This is a genomic window from Enterobacter sp. UPMP701, from assembly GCF_053709515.1.
In genome coordinates, this window is the sequence record NZ_JBSKJN010000001.1 from 629,764 (window position 1) to 650,993 (window position 21,230).

20 protein-coding genes and 1 pseudogene are annotated in these 21,230 nt (G+C 54.9%); 8 read left to right on the plus strand and 13 right to left on the minus strand.

Going from position 1 to position 21,230, the window contains the following annotated elements; translation table 11 throughout:
* Positions 1-232: 232 nt before the first annotated feature.
* Complete coding sequence (locus ACWKXT_RS03100) at positions 233-610, minus strand: YybH family protein (protein WP_454531900.1); 378 nt, start codon at positions 608-610, stop codon at positions 233-235.
* Positions 611-906: 296 nt separating this feature from the next.
* Here ACWKXT_RS03100 and ACWKXT_RS03105 point away from each other — a divergent pair, with 296 nt between their 5' ends.
* Positions 907-1,449: a DUF3916 domain-containing protein gene (locus ACWKXT_RS03105; RefSeq protein ID WP_454531618.1), complete on the plus strand. Its 543-nt coding sequence runs from the start codon at positions 907-909 to the stop codon at positions 1,447-1,449.
* Between the two features lie 59 nt (positions 1,450-1,508).
* Here ACWKXT_RS03105 and ACWKXT_RS03110 read toward each other — a convergent pair.
* The 3 genes and pseudogenes from ACWKXT_RS03110 to ACWKXT_RS03120 all read right to left on the minus strand — a co-directional run bounded on the left by ACWKXT_RS03110 (position 1,509) and on the right by ACWKXT_RS03120 (position 2,557).
* Positions 1,509-1,723, minus strand: a pseudogene (locus tag ACWKXT_RS03110) (DUF6500 family protein).
* Between the two features lie 93 nt (positions 1,724-1,816).
* Positions 1,817-2,134 (minus strand): YebG family protein, encoded by a 318-nt coding sequence (locus ACWKXT_RS03115; RefSeq protein WP_454531619.1) that lies wholly within the window; start codon positions 2,132-2,134, stop codon positions 1,817-1,819.
* Between the two features lie 69 nt (positions 2,135-2,203).
* Positions 2,204-2,557, minus strand: a complete 354-nt coding sequence (locus ACWKXT_RS03120) for a helix-turn-helix domain-containing protein (protein WP_454526957.1) — start codon at positions 2,555-2,557, stop codon at positions 2,204-2,206.
* A 335-nt stretch (positions 2,558-2,892) separates the two neighbouring features.
* Between ACWKXT_RS03120 and ACWKXT_RS03125 the strand changes: the two genes are divergently transcribed.
* Both ACWKXT_RS03125 and oqxB read left to right on the plus strand, forming a co-directional pair.
* Complete coding sequence (locus ACWKXT_RS03125) at positions 2,893-4,068, plus strand: efflux RND transporter periplasmic adaptor subunit (RefSeq protein ID WP_454531620.1); 1,176 nt, start codon at positions 2,893-2,895, stop codon at positions 4,066-4,068.
* Between the two features lie 24 nt (positions 4,069-4,092).
* Entirely contained in the window at positions 4,093-7,245 is a 3,153-nt protein-coding gene (gene oqxB, locus ACWKXT_RS03130) for a multidrug efflux RND transporter permease subunit OqxB (RefSeq protein WP_454526955.1), read from the plus strand.
* Between the two features lie 65 nt (positions 7,246-7,310).
* On the opposite strand, the gene ACWKXT_RS03135 is transcribed toward oqxB, so the two are convergent.
* The 3 genes from ACWKXT_RS03135 to ACWKXT_RS03145 all read right to left on the minus strand — a co-directional run bounded on the left by ACWKXT_RS03135 (position 7,311) and on the right by ACWKXT_RS03145 (position 9,993).
* Positions 7,311-7,790, minus strand: a complete 480-nt coding sequence (locus ACWKXT_RS03135; RefSeq protein ID WP_454526954.1) for an RrF2 family transcriptional regulator — start codon at positions 7,788-7,790, stop codon at positions 7,311-7,313.
* A 137-nt stretch (positions 7,791-7,927) separates the two neighbouring features.
* Positions 7,928-9,316 carry a sensor histidine kinase gene (locus ACWKXT_RS03140; protein ID WP_454531621.1) on the minus strand — a complete coding sequence of 463 codons (1,389 nt, stop codon included), beginning with the start codon at positions 9,314-9,316 and terminating at the stop codon, positions 7,928-7,930.
* Positions 9,316-9,993: a response regulator gene (locus tag ACWKXT_RS03145; protein WP_454531622.1), complete on the minus strand. Its 678-nt coding sequence runs from the start codon at positions 9,991-9,993 to the stop codon at positions 9,316-9,318. Before ACWKXT_RS03145 ends, ACWKXT_RS03140 begins: the two co-directional genes overlap by 1 nt.
* A 203-nt stretch (positions 9,994-10,196) precedes the next feature.
* Between ACWKXT_RS03145 and ACWKXT_RS03150 the strand changes: the two genes are divergently transcribed.
* Positions 10,197-11,033 carry a MipA/OmpV family protein gene (locus tag ACWKXT_RS03150; protein ID WP_454531623.1) on the plus strand — a complete coding sequence of 279 codons (837 nt, stop codon included), beginning with the start codon at positions 10,197-10,199 and terminating at the stop codon, positions 11,031-11,033.
* 58 nt (positions 11,034-11,091) lie between these two features.
* Here ACWKXT_RS03150 and dmsD read toward each other — a convergent pair whose 3' ends face one another.
* The 4 genes from dmsD to ACWKXT_RS03170 form a co-directional block, all read right to left on the minus strand.
* Positions 11,092-11,706: a Tat proofreading chaperone DmsD gene (dmsD, locus tag ACWKXT_RS03155; protein WP_454526950.1), complete on the minus strand. Its 615-nt coding sequence runs from the start codon at positions 11,704-11,706 to the stop codon at positions 11,092-11,094.
* A gap of 93 nt (positions 11,707-11,799) precedes the next feature.
* Complete coding sequence (gene ynfE, locus ACWKXT_RS03160) at positions 11,800-14,238, minus strand: selenate/tellurate reductase subunit YnfE (RefSeq protein WP_454531624.1); 2,439 nt, start codon at positions 14,236-14,238, stop codon at positions 11,800-11,802.
* Positions 14,239-14,369: 131 nt separating this feature from the next.
* The gene (locus ACWKXT_RS03165) at positions 14,370-14,636 is read right to left on the minus strand and encodes a DUF1161 domain-containing protein (protein ID WP_454526948.1); all 267 of its coding nucleotides are present in this window, start codon (positions 14,634-14,636) and stop codon (positions 14,370-14,372) included.
* A gap of 86 nt (positions 14,637-14,722) precedes the next feature.
* Complete coding sequence (locus ACWKXT_RS03170) at positions 14,723-15,358, minus strand: YebB family permuted papain-like enzyme (RefSeq protein WP_454531625.1); 636 nt, start codon at positions 15,356-15,358, stop codon at positions 14,723-14,725.
* Between the two features lie 201 nt (positions 15,359-15,559).
* Between ACWKXT_RS03170 and ACWKXT_RS03175 the strand changes: the two genes are divergently transcribed.
* A complete protein-coding gene (locus tag ACWKXT_RS03175) occupies positions 15,560-16,258 on the plus strand; it encodes a YnfC family lipoprotein (protein WP_454526946.1) in 699 nt (232 codons plus the stop codon).
* 17 nt (positions 16,259-16,275) lie between these two features.
* Here ACWKXT_RS03175 and speG read toward each other — a convergent pair whose 3' ends face one another.
* Complete coding sequence (gene speG, locus ACWKXT_RS03180; RefSeq protein ID WP_023311549.1) at positions 16,276-16,836, minus strand: spermidine N1-acetyltransferase; 561 nt, start codon at positions 16,834-16,836, stop codon at positions 16,276-16,278.
* The gene (locus ACWKXT_RS03185; protein ID WP_061098343.1) at positions 16,836-17,174 is read right to left on the minus strand and encodes a DUF1283 family protein; all 339 of its coding nucleotides are present in this window, start codon (positions 17,172-17,174) and stop codon (positions 16,836-16,838) included. The genes speG and ACWKXT_RS03185 overlap by 1 nt, the downstream gene beginning before the upstream one ends.
* A 297-nt stretch (positions 17,175-17,471) precedes the next feature.
* Between ACWKXT_RS03185 and manD the strand changes: the two genes are divergently transcribed.
* From manD to ACWKXT_RS03200, 3 genes are all read left to right on the plus strand, one after another.
* Positions 17,472-18,686: a D-mannonate dehydratase ManD gene (gene manD / locus ACWKXT_RS03190; protein WP_454531626.1), complete on the plus strand. Its 1,215-nt coding sequence runs from the start codon at positions 17,472-17,474 to the stop codon at positions 18,684-18,686.
* Positions 18,687-18,700: 14 nt separating this feature from the next.
* Entirely contained in the window at positions 18,701-19,720 is a 1,020-nt protein-coding gene (locus ACWKXT_RS03195) for a Zn-dependent oxidoreductase (RefSeq protein WP_454526944.1), read from the plus strand.
* A gap of 72 nt (positions 19,721-19,792) precedes the next feature.
* Positions 19,793-21,160, plus strand: coding sequence for an MFS transporter (locus ACWKXT_RS03200; RefSeq protein ID WP_454526943.1), 1,368 nt, complete (start codon positions 19,793-19,795; stop codon positions 21,158-21,160).
* The last annotated feature ends 70 nt before the right edge of the window (positions 21,161-21,230 follow it).

Here is a 21,230-nt window from a genome sequence, read left to right on the forward strand (position 1 = left end):
CAACAGGCTGTCCAGGATATGGCTTAATTATTATTCCCTCTGACGACTTTAAGAGTTTAGTAATTAAATAAAATATCCTTGCTCAAGATGGGGCGTAGATACTTTACATCATGCCGTTATTGCCGTGACGCAAAAACGCCGGGCGCTGGTAAGACGTTCAAACCAGGCCTCAATTGCCGGCACGTCGGGCTTATCAAGCGGCAGCGCTCCGTTGAAGCTGTGGTTAGCGCGATCAGTTCCCGGTATCCAGAAGCGACGTACCGTAAGAGTTGTCGATGGTACAAAGCCAGCGACCGTCGCTTTCCTGCTGAAAAACATAGGTCGCGCGGCGCGACATTACAGTTATCCCACCCTGACCATCAGGAAAACGCAGAACGGTTTCCATGATAACGAGGGCATTGCCGCCACCTTCGATCACCTGCATCTGCCCTTGTTCGACGATCAGCTGGCCCTGAAAATAGTCCGAGATGGCACTAAACGCGCTGCGGATGTTTTCTTTGCCTTTAACCGTCATACCGGGCTTGACCACCAGAGCCGCGTCGTCGGCGTAGTACTCCATCAGGGCGTCATAGTTTTTGGTGGTGATGGCGCGATCGCAGAATTTGATGATCTAGTGTAGCGGATGTGGGGTCATGCACGATTCCTCGTTAAGGGGTAAACAGGTATTAACGTAACAGCCTGGCGCGTTTGTATAGCTACCAGTTTTTATGGCTGGTGGCGTTGAGGGGGAAGAGGTGTGGGAGGTAATGTTAGGTCTGCTAAGAGCGACAAGCGGACATAATTTCTCGCATACCGATTGCGGTACGTTAAATTACATGCATAACGATAAACTAAACAAATTAGGATAGAATGCTTTGTGTAGGGACACAACTCGAACTGTTTGACGAGCTAAAAAGTAAACTATTCATGAGTAGACGACTTAATAGAGACTATCGAACCAAAATCAGAAATATTCCCCGACGCCTAAAAGCTCTTAACCGTTGGGCTAGTACTTTTCACAACCCTGAACGTAGCATTTTCTCAGAAGATGAGCATTACTGGAATTTCAAAATTCCAGTAGACATTAATATTGTTGAGGGGAAATGCAGCACGCTTAAAACCAAAGCGGCTTGTGCGCAAGCTTTAATTAATGCATGTTCAAACCTCATAACGGCTACTGCTGGTATGAATTACAGTCCTCGAATTACCGCTGTCGTATGTCTTCCTGATATGTTTACAAGTGAGGTCTGTCTTTATCGATCCGAAGAATACTTTCAAGGGTTTATAACTGAAGGTCGTTCTGAAAATGGAGCTTCGGATTTGATCAAAGATCGTAGCCTTGCTGCTGAGTGGGGACTCGTTCTTCCCGCTAACATACAGGAAATCGGTATCACTCTCGAATATTATGGAAGTGAGGACCGTGATGAGTGGTTTACGGGAGAACGCTGGTATTATGGTCAGGTGACTTAAGGGAATTGCTTTCATTTGATTAAAAATAATGCACTTATAAAAAGGGGGACTACTTATGTCTAACGTCCGCTTATGGCACAAAGCGGATCGCACCAGTAACAAAAATTACCCTGTTTCATTTCCATAATCCACCAGTGCGCCACCTTCATAAGCAGTTCAGGATCGTCATTTTTATTAGCAAAAAAGCATAAAACGAAAGCCCAACATCGCTTCCCTTAGAGACCATTTTTGAATCACAGATCCTGATGATCTTTTCCTTCATTCCTTGCCGCACGTTATCTCCTTTACTCTTTTATGTTCGGGCTAAAAAAGCCGCAAGCAGATGTCTGCTTACGGCTACAGGATTGTAGATAACGTTTTCTGACAATCAGGCCGCTTTCACAGCCCTGATTTTTTTCGTGTCAGCCGCATCGGATTCTGTTTTATCCGCTGCAGCTGGGGTAGTGAGATCGGGAAGCTTGCTGGTACGCAGAATATGCTGCACGGTCTCTTTCTGCTCGGCGAGATACATGCCAAGATTTTCAGCCTGCGTTTCATCCATCTGCATTCCGCTTTGCAGCAGCCAGTCGGTGAACGCATCCGCCATATCGAGCAGTTTGTCGTGAGCGTCGGCCTCTTTCTTGCTGGCAAAAGTCATTTTCTCTACACCTTTTCTTACGACAACAAATTTTGTTTCAACAGCCATTATGAGTCTCCGGCACTGTATTTATATACAGTATATCATCTCTGAATGGATGTTGCAGCAAAATGTGCATTATTGCCGCAACGGCTGCGTATCTGCGCCACCCATACTTCGCCGCCAGGCGCCTGGTGCCTGACCATACTGACGCTTAAAGCTGCGGTTGAAGGACTGCTGAGAGTCAAAGCCCAGCGCGATCGCCACGTTCAGAATCGGTTCGTCACTGTGGGTTAAGCGCTCCATCGATTTTTGCAGCTTCTGTGCCCGAATATACCCGGCGAGAGGATAACCCGTATGTTCCTTGAACAGACGCTGGAGGTGCCATTTTGAATAGCCGGAGCGCCTGGCGACGGACTCAATGTCCAGACGGCTATCCAGGTTGTTGTCGATCCAGTCGAGTAAATCATGCATAAATGCGCCAGTGTTCATCTGATTACTCCCACGCAGCATAGTAAAAGTATCTTTGTCTGTTACATTAAAAGGTGGCGCGTTTTTGTATTAATTGCAAGTTTTATTGTTGCATTTAAATCCCTGCCTGAAACGGGTCTTTTAACATCGACTCAAATAGCACATAAAGTGCAACAATTATTCTTGCACTTAGTTAAGCGCCTTCCTACAATCGCCGCGATAGTGTATTCGCAACTGTTACAGTTTTGTGGCGATGAACGACACAAATGGCCTTAAGCCAGCTACCGGACAAAGGAAGTGGCGCGGCGTCTCCCGCAGCGTCTTGCCCGGCGGCTACCAATACCGGAATAAAAATAATGAGCCTGCAAAAAACCTGGGGTAACTATCATCTGAGCGCGCTGGGGGCGGTGTTACTCGCCCTGGTGCTCGCCGGGTGTGACGACAGCGTCGCGCAAAATGCCGCGCCGCCTGCGCCTGCCGTCAGTGCCGCTGACGTAGTGGTAAAATCCATTAGCCAGTGGGATAGTTTTAACGGTCGGATTGAAGCGGTAGAAAGCGTTCAGCTGCGCCCGCGCGTCTCCGGCTACATCGATAAAGTGAATTACACCGACGGCCAGGAAGTGAAAAAGGGCGAGGTGCTGTTCACGATAGATGACCGAACCTATCGCGCAGCGCTGGAACAGGCGCAGGCGAACCTGGCAAGAGCCAAAACGCAGGCGAGTCTGGCGCAAAGTGAGGCTAACCGTACCGATAAGCTGATTAATACCCATCTGGTCTCACGGGAAGAGTGGGAGCAGCGTCGCTCGGCTGCCGTTCAGGCGCAGGCCGACATTCGCGCCGCGCAGGCGGCGGTTGATGCCGCTCAGCTCAACCTGGACTTCACCAAAGTGACCGCGCCTATCGACGGCCGCGCCAGCCGGGCGCTGATCACCAGCGGGAACCTGGTCACCGCGGGCGACACTGCCAGCGTCCTCACCACGCTGGTCTCGCAGAAGACGGTGTACGTCTACTTTGACGTGGACGAGTCAACTTACCTTCACTATCAAAACCTGGCCCGCAGCGGGCAGGGGGCGTCCAGCAATCACACGGCGCTGCCGGTTGAGATTGGCCTGACGGGCGAAGAGGGTTATCCCCATCAGGGTAAAGTGGATTTCCTGGATAACCAGCTCACGCCGAGTACCGGGACTATCCGCATGCGCGCGCTGCTGGATAACTCACAGCGTCAGTTCACGCCGGGACTGTTTGCCCGCGTACGCCTGCCGGGCAGCGCGGAATTCAAAGCCACGCTGATCGACGACAAGGCGGTGCTGACCGATCAGGATCGTAAATACGTTTATATCGTGGATAAAGAGGGGAAAGCGCAGCGCCGCGACATCACGCCCGGTCGCCTGGCCAATGGTTTACGCATCGTGCAGCAGGGGCTGAAGCCAGGCGATAAAGTCATCATCGACGGTTTACAAAAAGTGTTTATGCCGGGTATGCCGGTTAACGCCAAAACCGTTGCCATGACCGCCGCCAGCGCCCTCAACTGATCCCTTGACCTGAGAATCCAACCCATGGACTTTTCCCGTTTTTTCATCGACAGGCCGATCTTTGCTGCCGTCCTGTCGATTCTGATTTTTATCACAGGGTTAATCGCCATCCCGCTGCTGCCGGTGAGCGAATATCCTGACGTCGTGCCGCCAAGCGTGCAGGTGCGCGCGGAGTACCCGGGCGCTAACCCGAAAGTAATTGCCGAGACCGTGGCGACGCCGCTGGAAGAGGCGATCAACGGCGTTGAGAATATGATGTACATGAAATCCGTCGCGGGCTCCGACGGCGTGCTGGTGACCACCGTCACCTTCCGTCCGGGTACCGATCCGGATCAGGCGCAGGTGCAGGTGCAAAACCGCGTCGCGCAGGCCGAGGCGCGTCTGCCGGAAGACGTGCGACGTTTGGGCATCACTACCCAGAAACAGTCCCCGACGCTGACTTTGGTTGTGCATCTGTTTTCGCCCAACGGTAAATACGACTCCCTGTATATGCGCAACTACGCCACGCTGAAGGTGAAGGACGAACTGGCACGCCTGCCCGGCGTCGGCCAGATCCAGATTTTCGGCTCGGGTGAATACGCGATGCGCGTCTGGCTGGATCCAAACAAGGTGGCGGCGCGCGGGCTGACCGCGTCGGACGTGGTCACCGCGATGCAGGAACAAAACGTGCAGGTGTCCGCCGGGCAGCTTGGCGCGGAGCCGCTGCCGAAAGAGAGCGATTTCCTGATCTCCATTAACGCCCAGGGGCGTCTGCATACCGAAGAAGAGTTCGGCAATATTGTGCTGAAAACGACGCAGGACGGTACGGTCGTACGCCTGCGCGACGTGGCGCGTATCGAAATGGGGTCCGGCAGCTATGCGCTGCGTTCCCAGCTGAACAATAAAGACGCGGTCGGGATTGGTATCTTCCAGTCGCCGGGGGCGAACGCCATTGATTTGTCTAATGCGGTACGCGCCAAAATGGACGAGCTCTCCACGCGTTTCCCGGAAGATATGAAGTGGGCGGCACCTTACGATCCGACGGTTTTCGTGCGTGACTCGATCCGTGCGGTGGTGCAAACGCTGCTGGAAGCGGTGGTGCTGGTCGTGCTGGTGGTGATCCTGTTCCTGCAAACCTGGCGCGCGTCGATCATTCCGCTGATCGCGGTGCCGGTGTCGGTGGTGGGTACCTTCAGCATTCTCTACCTGCTGGGCTTCTCGCTGAATACGCTGAGCTTGTTCGGGCTGGTGCTGGCCATCGGTATCGTGGTGGACGACGCCATCGTGGTGGTGGAAAACGTCGAACGAAATATCGAAGAGGGGCTGGCGCCGCTTGCGGCGGCGCATCAGGCGATGCGGGAAGTGTCCGGGCCGATTATCGCGATTGCGCTGGTGCTGTGCGCAGTGTTTGTGCCGATGGCGTTCCTCTCCGGCGTTACCGGGCAGTTCTACAAGCAGTTTGCGGTGACGATCGCGATTTCCACGGTCATATCCGCCATTAACTCGCTGACGCTCTCCCCGGCACTGGCGGCACTGCTGTTAAAACCGCACGGCGCGCCGAAAGATTTCCCGACCCGGCTAATCGATCGTCTGTTTGGCTGGATTTTCCGCCCGTTTAACCGCTTTTTCCACCGCAGTTCAGAGGGGTATCAGGGGCTGGTGGGCAAAACCCTCGGCCGACGCGGGGCGGTGTTTGTCGTTTATCTGCTGCTGCTCTGTGCCGCAGGGGTGATGTTTAAAGCGGTACCCGGCGGGTTTATTCCGACCCAGGATAAGCTGTATCTGATTGGCGGCGTGAAGATGCCGGAAGGCTCGTCTCTGGCGCGCACCGATGCGGTGATCCGCAAAATGAGCGAGATCGGGATGAACACCGAAGGCGTGGACTATGCGGTCGCGTTTCCTGGGCTGAACGCGCTGCAGTTCACCAATACGCCGAATACCGGGACGGTGTTCTTCGGCCTGAAGCCGTTCGACCAGCGTAAACATACTGCGGCGGAAATAAATGCGGAGATCAACGCGAAAATCGCGCAAATCCAGCAGGGCTTTGGCTTCTCCATTCTGCCGCCGCCGATTCTGGGGCTGGGTCAGGGGTCAGGCTACTCGCTGTACATCCAGGACCGTGGTGGTCTGGGCTATGGCGCGCTACAGAACGCGGTGAACAGCATGTCCGGTGCGATTATGCAGACGCCGGGAATGCACTTCCCGATCTCAACCTATCAGGCTAACGTTCCGCAGCTGGACGTGCAGGTTGACCGCGATAAGGCGAAAGCGCAGGGCGTGTCGCTGACCGATCTCTTCGGGACGCTGCAAACCTATCTGGGCTCGTCATACGTGAATGACTTCAACCAGTTCGGGCGCACCTGGCGTGTGATGGCGCAGGCCGACGGGCAGTTCCGCGACAGCGTGGAGGACATCGCGAATCTACGCACCCGCAATAACCAGGGCGAAATGGTGCCGATCGGCAGTATGGTGAATATCAGCACCACCTACGGGCCGGACCCGGTGATTCGCTACAATGGTTACCCGGCGGCGGATTTGATTGGCGATGCCGACCCGCGCGTGCTCTCGTCCACACAGGCGATGACGCAGCTGGAAGGAATGTCGAAGCAGATCCTGCCGAATGGGATGAACATTGAATGGACGGATCTGAGCTTCCAGCAGGCGACGCAGGGCAACACGGCGCTGATCGTCTTCCCGGTCGCGGTACTGCTGGCGTTCCTGGTGCTGGCGGCGCTGTATGAAAGCTGGACGCTGCCGCTGGCGGTGATCCTCATCGTTCCGATGACTATGCTCTCCGCGCTGTTTGGCGTCTGGCTGACCGGGGGCGATAACAACGTCTTCGTGCAGGTGGGGCTGGTGGTACTGATGGGGCTGGCCTGTAAAAACGCGATTCTTATCGTGGAGTTTGCCCGCGAGCTGGAAATTCAGGGCAAAGGCATTATCGAAGCCGCGCTGGAAGCGTGCCGCCTGCGTCTCCGTCCGATTGTGATGACCTCCATCGCCTTTATTGCCGGGACCATTCCGCTGATCCTTGGTCACGGGGCGGGGGCAGAAGTGCGCGGCGTCACCGGGATCACGGTCTTCTCCGGGATGCTGGGCGTGACGCTGTTTGGTCTGTTCCTGACGCCGGTCTTCTACGTCACGCTGCGTAAATTCGTGACGCGCGGCAAGGTGGAAAGAGAGGTTCTTCCCGCGTAGAACGTTGCAGATAACAAAAAACCGCCTTCAAAGTGAAAGCGGTTTTTTTTTGCACTCAAGAAAAGTTAAAGGGCTTCTTTATATTTGGCGATAAGTTCAGGTACCGGATCGCACCCGCTGGTATCGGCCTTTTTCAGTTCTTCCAGCGCGCTTGCCACGGTGTGGCGAGCTAATACCGCTAACGAAGCCTCTTCGGCTTCTTCGGAGATAGACTTGAAGTACCAGCAGGCGTTAGCGCTGACCACGCAGCGGGCCGGTACGTCAGGGCGCGACGCCCACAGTTTTTTATCTTCGATGACCGAAAGGTAGATGTCGCGCAGCGTGATCGCTTCCGCCGGGCGACCAAGATGGATGGAGCCGTTACGGCCAAGCGTCGAGACGATAATGCCGTCACGCGTGAGAGGAACCATCAATTTGCGGATGAAGCTCGGGTTGGCTTCCAGGCCGTAAGCCAGAATCGCACTCGTCGAACGTTCACCTAGTTGCTCCGCCATCGCTACGCTGAGAACCATCTGCAAAGCTGTCGGGAAGCGGTAATCTAACATTTCTCTTTCCTGGGTTGCGGTGAATCTTGTTCTTTTTGGCACCGCAGAGGTGAATAAGCAATAAACAACAATATAACAAATACGGGAATTTTTTTGAAGCAATCTGCGGCATTTGCGATCGAACACCCTGTTCCTGTTTAGCTAAACGTGCGGTCCGGGAAGTCAACCGTCACCAGGAGGCCACCTTCCGCTGAGGTACTCAGGTTTACGCTGCTGTTATGTTGCTGCGCCACCGCTTTAACGATGGCAAGCCCCAGTCCGCTTCCGCTTTGCATCTGATTAGGGTCGCGGAAAAATCGGTCGAATACGCGCTCTCGTAGTTCAACCGGAATACCTGGCCCCGCATCGGAGACGCGAAGTTGCGCTACTTTATCTGATGAACGTACATCAACCTGAATCCGCCCGCCTTCAGGACTGTACTTCACGGCATTTTCAATCAGATTATCTATCAGCGACATCAGGCGCTCCCTGACGCCTGCGATCCAGACTTCATCCTCAGAGAAGAATTCCAGTTCAATCCTGCGCCCGGACGCTAGCGGCTCCAGCGCAGCCATCCGCTCTTGTATAAGTGTGGTTAGCGGCACGGGCTGCATATCCGTGTCAATGCGCGCTTCGCTGTGCATCATCAGCAATAGCTGGTTGACGAGACGGGCCGCCCGGCTGTTGCTGCGTACAATCCCTGCAAGCAGCTGCCGCTGGCTTTCGCTGCTCACCCAGGACTGTAACGCCTCCACGTTGATTCGCATCGCCGCCAGCGGTGTACGCAACTCGTGCGCCGCGTCAGCAATGAAAACCCGCTCCCGTTCAGCGCTTTCACGCACTCTGGCAAGAAAATCATTAATCGCGTCCACCATCAGGCGGAGTTCCTTATGCCCAGGAACCGCCTTTAAAGGGGAGAGATCGTCAGGAGAACGTAATGAAATTTCATTAACCACCTTGCTCCAGGGGCGCATAGCAATGCGGATTGACAGCCACGCGGGAAACAGAAGAAAAGGAATGCACACCAGCAGCGGCATAATGTAGTAGCCCCGCGAGTTCAGGTAGATAAAGAAGTTCCAGCTTCCGGCAGGGGTGAAAAGGGTAACCTCCACGTCGGAGTGGGGGGATTTAAGCGTTCGGCTCGTCCAGGCGTGACCTTCACTCTGAACGCGCTGCATTTCGCCCAGTCTGGTGTTTTTTACCCCCGTAGGTGCACCCTCAGATGAGAAAATAACCTCGTTGTTTTTGCGAACGATCAGGTTAATAGACAGCTCCGGATCTTCACCGCCGCCATAGCCTTCCCGCAACGCTTTGCTGAACGCTTCCAGGACATCATTACGATCCTGCGGACGCTCGTCACTGAGATCAACCAGAGTAAAAATGGTTTCGTAGGTCTTACTGCCCGTGAGTATCGGAGGGCTACGCAGGTCTTCCAATAGAATAAAGGTTAAAAAAAGACACCACAGCAGGGTAAGCAGCAGCATCTGGGCGATGATAATTCGCCGTACCAGCGTTGGCCGCCTCAGTTGGCGCCAGAAATTTCGCATTAATCTGTCACCTTCTGGATAGCGACGGTATCAATGACATACCCGACGCCCCGCACCGTTCGTACATAGCCGTCACCAATTTTTCGCCGCAAATTCCCCATATGCACATCGAGCGCATTGCTGAGATTTTCCTTCGCGCCAAATATCCTCTCTTCCAGGAACCGTCGCGTAATCACGCGGTCAGCGCGCAGCATTAATGTTTCAAGCAGCGCGTATTCGCTTGCCGTCAGTTCAACGTGACGCGCGCTCACCGTCACGCGCCGCGTCGGCGAGTGGAGGGACAACCCCCGGATTTCTATCGCCTCATTTTCAAAACCGTAGCTGCGTCGCGCCAGGGCTCTCACTCTCGCCAGCAGTTCAGCAAGGACAACAGGTTTGACGAGATAATCGTCTGCGCCCGCATCCAGCCCGCACAGGCGATCCTGCAGCGTGCCTCGCGCCGTCAGGATGATGACCGGGATCCCCTTAAGCTGCTGGCGCAAGCGCGTCATCAGGCTCATGCCGTCGCCGTCGGGCAGCCCCAGGTCGAGCAAAATAAGTTCCGGTACGCAGACGTCAAGCTGATGCAGCGCATCCTCTTTACGGCGAACCCATATGACATCAAATCCTTGATCTGCCAGGGCGATACGTACGCCATTGCCGAGATCCAGGTCGTCTTCGATCAGTAAAATTTTCACACTGGTAACTGTATCAACCGTGAATGAAGAACAACTTAAGAAAAAAACGGTATCAGGAAATCTGCCCGGTTGACAGCGCCCGCACGTCCTTCAGCGTTTCTTCATTTTCGGCTCATGAGAACCTCAGGGTGAGTATTCAGAATGAGTGCTCTGGCGTGTAAACCGCTTGCATTGCAATCATTTGAATCCAAAGGACTTCTTCAATGAGAAACATCGAACTGCGTCATACGTTCCCCTGTTTATTCCCGGGCCGCAACCTGAAAAATATCGTGCCGGGCGTTATTCTGGCGCTACTGGCCACCCCGGTACTGGCGGCAGAGCAGAAGCAGGGCAACGTGTTAACCCTGGGGGGAGGCGTGGACGTCGCGCCACGCTACTCGGGTTCGGATAAAAGCCGTGTATCAGCAGCTCAGGTAGTGGATTATTCCATGGCAAATGGTTTCTTTATCAGCACCACGCGGGGTATCGGTTACGGAAACAACATTGGCAACCTGGATTACAACGCCGCAGTGAGCTACCGAACGGGCCGTAAAGATAAAGACGTGAGCAGCGATTCGATCAGCTCCGGCAGCGACTACCTGCGGGGAATGGGCGACATCAAAGGCTCCGCTATTGTGGTGCCGGGGCTGGGGTATAAGGTGACCGACTGGCTCAATCTGCAGCTGCAGGCTGAGATCCCGGTTTCAGAGAGGGACAACGGTGAAGCGGTGCATTTCGGTGTTAGCAGCCCGCTCTATACGTCATCGACAAACGAAGTGACGCTGGCGTTGACCGGCAGCTGGGGCTCCGGCAAGTACATGCAAACATACTATGGGGTCAATGCCGCCCAGTCGGCTGCATCGGGTTTTGCGCGACATGACGCCGGTGCCGGAATTTATGCTTATTCGATGAACCTTGACTGGACCTACAGGCTCACCTCACGCTGGAGCGTCCTTACCTCCGCAGGCGTTACGCAGCTGACGGGGGATGCGGCCGACAGCCCGATTGTACAACGTAAAACGTCGCCAACGGGGGGGCTGAAGGTGACGTACAGTTTCTGATCGTCTGTCGATATGTGCTTTGCAGGCTTGCCCCCCAACCACAAGCAAGCCTCAGCACTCAGCGGTACAGCGTCTTTTCCGCAACCGGAACAAGCAGCGCGGATCGCCAGTCCGCGAGCGTCAGCTGCGCGAGCTTGCCCAGCGCGGTATAGAACGGATGCCCGGCGTTATCGACAAATACCGAGAGGAAGCGGGTGCTCCACGGCAGCAGGTGCCATGCCAGAAGCCGATCGCACTCCGCCTCGCGGCCATTCTCGGCCAGCCACGCCGCCAGCAGCAGCAGCGTACCGAAATGATCTTCCGGTTCGTTCTGCTGCATCTCAAAAGCGATGCCGTTTTCGCGCATCCACTGGCGCAGCGCGAGTGTCGAGTCACCAAACAAGACGGATTCGCGGTCCAGCCAGACGGAGCCCCACGGCGGAGCGGGCAGGGCATAGGGGCCAATAAACAGCCGTTGCCACGCGTCCGTCAGCGGTTCATCGGCGGGCTCGGCAAACGTTTTAGCGACAGGCAACAGGCTTTCCCGAGGCAGGGGCCAGTCCTCAATCCATTCGCCAGCCGTAAGGGCCTGCACCAGCGGCGCAGTCTGCTCGCTATCGGGTGCAAAATAAAACAGCGCGCCCAGTACGCGGGCGCTGAACGCGAACGAGTCACGGTGTGAGACGTCTTTCATTAAACCTTCCTTGCTCGCGCGGCGTTATCCCGCGCGACTGTGTTAACCCGTTTTACAGACCATAGAATAAACCACGGTCGCGCATTTCACCCGCTAGACCTTCTCGATCTGCACCAGATTGGTGTGCTGAGGGTTGCCTTTTGCCAGCGGTGACGGGCGATGTGTGGTCAGGGTGTTAATGCATGAGCCATGATCGATGCGATCGCCGTTCATATTGGCGTCGTGCCACGCTCCCTGGCCCATGGCGCTTACGCCTGGCATGATGCGTGGCGTCACTTTCGCTTCAATTCGCACCTCACCGCGGTCGTTAAAGACGCGCACCCTATCGCCGTTCTTGATGCTGCGTTTTTCGGCATCGACAGGATTAAGCCAGACCTCTTGCCTACAGGCGGCTTTCAACACGTCGACGTTACCGTAGCTGGAGTGGGTGCGGGCTTTGAAGTGGAAACCGAACAGCTGCAGCGGGAACTGCGCGCGCTCCGGAGCATCCCAGCCGTCAAAGGTCGAGGCGTAGACGGGAAGAGGGCTGATGGTTTCATCTTTTTCCAGCTCCCAGGTGGCCGCAATATCCGCCAGCTTGCTGGAGTATATTTCTATTTTGCCGGATGGCGTTTTCAGCGGATTGGCTTCCGGATCCTCGCGGAATTTTTTATAAGCCACAAAGTGTCCGTTCGGATCTTTGCGCTTATAAATACCCATTTTTTTCAGCTCGTCATAGGACGGCAGTTTGGGGTCTTTCTCGAGCATTTTGGCATACAGATACTGCAGCCACTGCTCCTGCGTGCGGCCTTCGGTGAATTTCTGGTGGATATCCGGCCCGAGGCGTTTCGCCACTTCGCTCATAATCCAGTAGATAGGCCTGCGCTCGAACTTCGGCGCGGTCACGGGCTGGAGGAAAATCAGATAGCCCATATTGCCCGCATAATCGTTAGGAATGATGTCTTCCTGCTCGACGGTCATCAGGTCCGGCAATACGATATCGGCGTACTTCGCTGACGAGGTCATGAAGTTGTCGATGACGACAATCATTTCGCACTTGCTCTCGTCCTGCAGGATATCGTGCGTTTTATTGATATCGGAGTGCTGGTTAATGATGGTATTGCCCGCGTAGTTCCAGATGAACTTAATCGGCACGTCCAGCTTCTCTTTGCCGCGCACGCCGTCGCGCAGGGCGGTCATTTCCGGTCCGCGGGCGATGGTATCCGTCCAGCTGAAGCAGGAAATTTGCGTTTTAACCGGGTTTTCCGGCAGCGGCATACGTTCAATGGTGATGGTGTACGTCGATTCGCGCGCGCCGCTGTTGCCGCCGTTGATCCCCACGTTGCCCGTGAGGATTGGCAACATCGCGATGGCGCGGGACGTCAGTTCACCGTTCGCCTGACGCTGTGGTCCCCAGCCCTGACAGATATAGGCCGGTTTCGCGGAGCCGATCTCGCGGGCAAGCTTAATGATGCGATCCGCTGGAATGCCGGTGATGCGCGAGGCCCACTCCGGCGTTTTCGCGGTGCGATCGTCGCCCTGGCCGAGAATATACGCTTTGTAGTGCGCGTTAGCGGGAGCGCCTTCCGGCAGCGTTTTTTCGTCGTAGCCGACGCAGTATTTATCCAGGAACGGCTGGTCGACCAGGTTTTCGTCGATCAATACCCACGCAATACCCGCAACCAGGGCGGCGTCGGTGCCTGGACGGATCGGGATCCACTCGTCTTCGCGTCCGGCTGCCGTATCGGTATAGCGCGGGTCGATAACGATCATGCGCGCGTTGGAGCGCTCGCGAGCCTGCTCCAGATAATACGTGATCCCGCCGCCGCTCATGCGGGTTTCCGCCGGGTTATTGCCGAACATCACCACCAGTTTGGTGTTTTCGATATCTGAAGTGCTGTTGCCGTCATTGCTGCCGTAGGTGTACGGCATCGCACAGGCGATTTGCGCCGTGCTGTAGGTGCCATAGTGGCTCAGGAAACCGCCATAACAGTTCATCAGGCGCGCCACCAGCGAAGCGTAAGGGGAGGAGCGGGTGATGTTGCCGCCGACAATGCCAGAAGAGTAGTTAATGTAGACCGCTTCGTTGCCGTATTTGGCGACTACCTCTTTCAGGCTGGCAGCGATCGTGTTCAGCGCTTCGTCCCACGAGATGCGCTCGAACTTGCCCTCACCGCGTTTGCCCACGCGTTTCATGGGGTAGTTCAGACGGTCAGGATGGTTAATACGACGGCGAATAGAGCGACCGCGCAGGCAGGCGCGAACCTGATGATTGCCATAGATATCGTCACCGGTATTATCCGTTTCGACCCAATAGACCTCATCATCGCGAACATGCAGGCGCAGCGCGCAGCGGCTGCCACAGTTGACCGAGCATGCGCCCCAGACCACTTTATCTTCTGCCGGATTGATTGCGTTTTGTACCGCAGCGGCGGCGCTTTTCAGTCCAAAAGGCAACGAGATGCCGCTGGCGGCAAGCGCCAGAGAACCTATCGCAGTGGATTTAACGAGTGTTCGACGGCTAATCCCGCCGTGGTGTTCAACATCGGACATGGCTCACCCCATCATTATCATTGCGTATTATTTTTCCCGTAATTACAACCGGGCTAATGGTGGGGTGAGTGTTACTTATTTGGGGTTACTAAATATTAATCCTTATCAAATCAAAGGAGATTGAGGGCAAATTACTGAGCCTCAGCGGCCCCGTTGCCTGAACGGGTGTACAAAATTTTAAAGGTGTCGTTGGCGCAGTGACCCACCACCTGCGTACCTGGCTGGTCGGCCTGGTCGTTCGGCACAATGCTTAGCGTAAAACCTGATTCAGGCACGCCGTTGTTGATAATTTTCTGCTGAATGTCGCTTTTCACGCGTTCGCAGGAGTCTGGGGCAGCCAGGGCGGCAGGCGCGAAGCTAACCAGAAGTAGTGCTGTAATCCCGGTAATGATTTTCATGGGTATCTCCTTATCGCTCAGTGTGATTGTTATTTTAGCAGAGTTAATCTAACCAACTGTATTTAAGCGAAACTTTATGAAAAATCCTAAGCATCTGCGTTACACTGTTGCAAAGGCTGAACATCCGCGCTTTCTGTCCTGATGTCGCCATTCTCGGCGTGACTATGGAAAACGGAGTACAGGCCCGGATTATGCCATAAGCTGGCTGGCGTTACCGTTTCTCGCTGCCACGGTATGGCGCCAAAGAACCAGAATCGCCAGAATTTAAGCGGTGCGTCCGGGTTGTTATTGAGCAAGTTTTCAAAGGTCTCAACTTTTCCTACGGAAACGGACAGCGCCTGCTGGTAGATATCGAAGACAAATTTCGAACAAAACTGCCGTGATGAGTTGTAGTTAAAACCCGTGTGGTACCATTTTCCCAGCCGGGAGGGAACTTGTTCGACAATCGCCGATTTCTGATCGTCGGAGAGATTGCCACGAAGCCGGCATACGCTATAGCGTCGATCAACGGATCGATCGATAAACCGGTTGAGTGTCGTGGTGCAGGACAAAGGGACCCGGCTTTCCGCCACGATGTAATCCTGCCCGTTGTGACCAATGATGATCCCCACGTGATTGCTCCAGCACCGCGATGCGCTGGAAATTTCCCGGAATAACGATGTGCCGATACAGGTAAAAACAATATCACCCGTTTCAAAATTGACGGGATAGGATGCGGGCATGGCGTGTCTCCTTCACGTTGCATGCAACTGATTGAATCCCTATAAAATAAGAGGATAAAGTTAATGTGGGCAATGTTTTCAACGAAACTTTACACGCGATACAGAATTGCCTTAACTTATTAAGAAATAACTAAAATTTCGGCGAAGCGAATTCGTCATTATTTCCCAGAAAGGGTATTAAACGTGAAGAAAACTGCAGTAATGATGTTGATGACAATCGGCATTGGCCTCGTAGGATGTGACAACAACTCCGCGCCGCTGTCGTTTACACCTGAGATGGCGAGTTTCTCGAACGAATTTGATTTTGATCCTCTGCGCGGCCCGGTCAAAGATTTTACCCAGACGCTATTCAACGAGAAGGGCGAAGTGTCCAAACGGGTCACCGGCACCGTGTCGACGGAAGGGTGTTTCGATACCCTGGAACTGCACGACCTGGAAGCGAATACCGGCGTTGCGCTGGTGCTGGATGCCAATTACTACATCGATGCTGAAACCCAGCAGCGAAAAGTGAAGCTGCAGGGGAAATGCCAGCTGGCCGAACTGCCGTCAGCCGGGGTGACGTGGGATACCGACGACAACGGTTTTGTGGTGGCGGCGCACGGTAAAGAGATGGAAGTGAAGTACCGCTATGATGCGGATGGCTATCCGCTGGGCAAATCCACGGTCTCCGGGGATCAGCATTTATCGGTCCAGTCGACGCCGTCTAAGGATGTCCGCAAAAGAATGGATTACTCGGCAGTGAGCATGTTGAATGACAAGCCGCTGGGCAATGTGAAGCAGAGCTGTGACTATGATCGCCACAATAACCCCGTAAGCTGCGATCTGACGATCACGGACGATAGCGTCAAACCTGCCGTTGAGCGCAAGTACACCATCAAAAACACAATTGAATATTACTGAGAATGAAACCGCGCAGGTTACTGCGCGGTTGGTTTCAGCAGGCTGGCGCCTGACGGCTTGTGACCGGCCAGATGCTGATGCTGGAAAATGCACATGCGAATGGTGTTGCGGTACTCACCGTTGATAAAGAACTCGTGAATCAGCTCGCCTTCCACCATAAAGCCCAGCTTGCGGTAGATATGGATCGCTTTTTCGTTCTCCTTATCCACAATCAGATAAAGCTTGTAGAGGTTCAGGACGTTGAATCCGTAATCCATCGCCAGCTTTGCCGCCCGTGAGGCGAGACCTTTCCCCTGATGCTCGGGCGAAATGATGATCTGAAACTCCGCCCGGCGGTGAACGTGGTTGATTTCAACCAGCTCCACCAGCCCGGCTTTTTCGCCTTCACACTCCACCACAAAACGACGTTCGCTCTGATCGTGAATGTGCTTGTCGTAAAGATCCGACAGTTCGACAAAGGCCTCGTAAGGCTCTTCGAACCAGTAACGCATCACGCTGGCGTTATTGTCGAGCTGGTGGACGAAGCGCAGGTCTTCACGCTCCAGCGGACGGAGTTTCACGTCGCAGGGAGCCGACATTATGGGGCTACCGTACGACCAGTGCGACGATCCAGGCAGCGCAGGGTGTTAGGCTCCCAGTAGGCATTGACGTTCGCACTTTGCTGACACTTATCGCGTGCGTCAAAAGCGACATCTTCTTTGTCCCACTCTTTCTCAGCACGTTTGTTGACCTTCTGGCGAAGGCTGCGGGTGTCATTCCATTGTTCTTTGTCCATCGCGGCGTTCTGACGGCTCTGCGCGCTGTCACCAGACTCGATAACGAGCTTGCTGGTTTCCGCTGACGCAGAGGCGGCAAAGGCGAACGATGACAGCGCCAGCAGGGCTGTCAGACAAAGGCGTTTGCTTAATGTAGTCATAGCGTTTCCTTTTAAATGGGTGCAGATGAGCAAGTTTCCCCGTTCAGATTCTACACCAAAGAGCAATAACGGCATACCTGCGGCACAGGTATGGACAAGTAAAAGACATCATCAGGTATGCTGTCTAAATAAATCCTCACCTGAAGTGAAACAGGCGCAAAATGTCCGTATTTGGGGAGGACGACTATGTACCTCGTTTTGTGATCGTTCGCTGATTTTACGATCATTATACTTGTATGGTAGTAGCTCAGGTGGGTAAATTTCCAACATCACAACGAACGATGTAAGGAATGGATTATGAAGATTGTCGGGGCTGAAGTGTTTGTAACCTGCCCGGGGCGGAATTTTGTCACCCTTAAAATCACCACCGATGAGGGGATTGTGGGGCTCGGCGACGCCACGCTGAACGGGCGTGAGCTCTCCGTTGCTTCCTACCTGAAAGATCATCTCTGCCCGCAGTTGGTTGGTCGCGATGCGCACCGTATCGAAGATATCTGGCAATTCTTCTATAAAGGCGCCTACTGGCGTCGTGGTCCGGTCACTATGTCGGCCATTTCCGCCGTGGACATGGCGCTCTGGGACATCAAAGCCAAAGCGGCCAATATGCCGCTCTACCAGCTACTGGGTGGTGCATCCCGTGAAGGGGTGATGGTCTACTGCCACACCACCGGGCACACCATTGACGACGTGCTGGAAGATTACGCCCGCCATAAGGAGATGGGCTTTAAGGCGATCCGCGTGCAGTGCGGCGTGCCCGGTATGAAAACGACCTACGGCATGGCTAAAGGGAAGGGGCTGGCCTACGAGCCCGCCACCAAAGGCGACTGGCCGGAAGAGCAGCTCTGGTCCACCGAGAAATACCTCGATTTCACGCCAAAACTGTTTGACGCGGTGCGCAGTAAATTTGGCTTCAATGAGCATCTCCTGCATGACATGCACCACCGCCTGACCCCCATTGAAGCGGCGCGTTTCGGCAAGAGCATCGAAGAGTTCCGCATGTTCTGGATGGAGGATCCCACCCCTGCGGAAAACCAGGAATGCTTCCGCCTGATCCGCCAGCATACCGTTACGCCAATTGCCGTTGGCGAGGTGTTCAACAGCATCTGGGACTGCAAGCAGCTCATCGAAGAGCAGCTCATCGATTATATCCGCACCACCATCACCCATGCGGGGGGGATCACCGGGATGCGCCGCATTGCTGACTTCGCCTCGCTCTATCAGGTGCGTACCGGCTCACACGGCCCGTCCGATCTGTCACCGATCTGCCACGCGGCTGCGCTGCATTTCGACCTGTGGGTGCCAAACTTCGGCGTGCAGGAATATATGGGCTACTCCGAGCAGATGCTTGAGGTCTTCCCGCACAGCTGGCGCTTTGATAACGGCTTTATGCATCCGGGCGACAAGCCGGGGCTGGGCATTGAGTTTGATGAAAAGCTGGCGGCGAAATACCCGTACGATCCAGCTTATCTGCCGGTGGCCCGTCTTGAAGACGGCACGCTGTGGAACTGGTAACCGAGGAGCGAACGATGAAAAGCATAGTGATTCAACAGCCGAACCAGTTGGTGATTGAAGAGCGTCCACGCCCGGAGCCAGGCGCAGGGGAAGTCCGCGTCAAAATCAAGCTGGCCGGGATCTGCGGGTCAGACAGCCACATCTACCGTGGACATAATCCGTTTGCAAAATATCCGCGCGTGATTGGTCACGAGTTTTTTGGAGAAATCGACGCCGTGGGCGAGGGCGTTGCACCGTCCCGGTTGGGTGAACGCGTTTCGGTGGATCCGGTGATCAGCTGCGGACATTGCTACCCGTGCTCCGTCGGTAAGCCTAACGTCTGCACTTCACTGGTGGTGCTGGGCGTTCATCGCGACGGCGGATTCAGCGAATACGCCGCAGTGCCCGCTAAAAATGCCTGGCGCATCCCGGATGCGATCCCGGATAAACACGCCGTCATGGTTGAGCCTTTCACCATTGCCGCCAACGTGACCGGGCAGGCTAATCCCATCGAACAGGATGTGGCGCTGATCTACGGCGCAGGGCCGATGGGGCTGGTCACCGTGCAGGCGCTGAAGGGCGTTTACAAGGTGAAGCAGGTCATCGTTGTCGATCGCATTGATGAGCGGCTGGCGATGGCGCAACGCAGCGGCGCGGACTGGGTCTTCAACAACGGCGAGCAGTCTTTACAGGCCGCGCTGGATGAAAAAGGGATCAAGCCGACGTTAATCATCGATGCTGCCTGTCATCCGTCCATTTTGCAGGAAGCGATTACGCTGGCGTCTCCGGCGGCGCGCATCGTGCTGATGGGCTTCTCCAGTGACCCGAGCCAGATTGTGCAGCAGGGGATCACCGGCAAAGAGCTGTCGATCTTCTCTTCACGCCTGAACGCCAACAAGTTCCCGGTCGTGATTGACTGGCTGGAAAAAGGGCTTATCGACCCGGAAAAACTGGTCACCCATACTTTTGACTATCACCACGTTACAGACGCAATCGAACTGTTTGAAAAAGACCAGCGGCAGTGCTGCAAGGTCTTACTCACGTTCGGCCAATAATAATTCACGCGATAAGAGCCTGCGAAGACAGGCTCTAAGTGGTACGCATCTTACCTTTCAGAGATAGCCATTATGACTCAAGCACAACCTCAAAGAACGACGTCAGATCTGGTGAAAGCCGCCGTATCAGGCTGGCTGGGCACCGCCCTGGAGTTTATGGATTTCCAGCTCTACTCGCTGGGTGCCGCGCTGGTCTTTCATGAAATTTTCTTCCCGGAACAGTCTGCCGCGATGGCGCTGATCCTGGCGATGGGAACCTACGGTGCAGGGTACATCGCGCGTATCGTCGGGGCCTTTATCTTTGGCAGAATGGGGGACAGCATTGGCCGTAAAAAAGTGCTGTTTATCACTATCACCATGATGGGGATCTGCACCACCTTAATCGGCGTATTGCCGACCTACGCGCAGATTGGGATTTTCGCACCGGTGCTGCTGGTCACGCTGCGTATTATTCAGGGGCTGGGCGCGGGGGCGGAAATCTCCGGGGCCGGGACCATGCTGGCGGAGTACGCGCCGAAAGGAAAGCGCGGCATCATCTCTTCTCTGGTGGCTATGGGGACTAACTGCGGGACGCTGAGCGCAACGGCGATCTGGGCCATCATGTTCTTCGCCCTCGACCGTGAACAGCTGCTCGCATGGGGCTGGCGCGTGCCGTTTCTCGCCAGCGTCGTAGTGATGATCTTCGCCATCTGGCTGCGAATGAACCTCAAGGAGAGCCCGGTCTTTGAGAAAGTGAACGATTCAGAAACCGTGCAGCCGGACACTTCACTGGGGTCAATGGTGAAAAGCAAATCCTTCTGGCTGGCGACCGGCCTGCGTTTCGGTCAGGCGGGCAACTCGGGTCTGATCCAGACCTTCCTGGCCGGTTATCTGGTCCAGACGCTGCTGTTTGATAAGGCCATTCCGACCGACGCGCTGATGATAAGTTCCATTCTCGGGTTTATCTCCATCCCGCTGCTGGGCTGGCTTTCCGATAAAGTAGGCCGCCGGGTACCGTACATTATCCTCAATATCTCCGCCATCATTCTGGCGTACCCGATGCTGTCGATCATCGTCGATAAAAGCTATGCGCCGGGGACGATCATGCTCTGCATCATCGTTATCCATAACTTCGCCGTCCTGGGGCTGTTCGCCCTGGAAAATATCACCATGGCGGAGATGTTTGGCTCGCGAAATCGCTTTACCCGTATGGCTATCTCCAAAGAGGCCGGTGGTCTGGTGGCGGTGGGCTTTGGTCCGGTACTGGCGGGGATCTTCTGCAATATGACCGGTTCCTGGTGGCCGATTGTTGCCATGCTGGTGGCCTATTCCGTGATTGGGCTGGTCTCGGCAATTCTGATGCCGGAAGTGCGCGACCGTGACCTCAGCGCGGCGGAAGATGCTGCGGAGGCCGCGCCAAAAGAGAGCGTGGGTTACGGTGCGGTCTCCACGCGACGCTAACGGTTTATATCTTGCGTGACTTATCACACAACTTTTTGTTTATGTCACACCACCTGAGCAAAAGTTAATA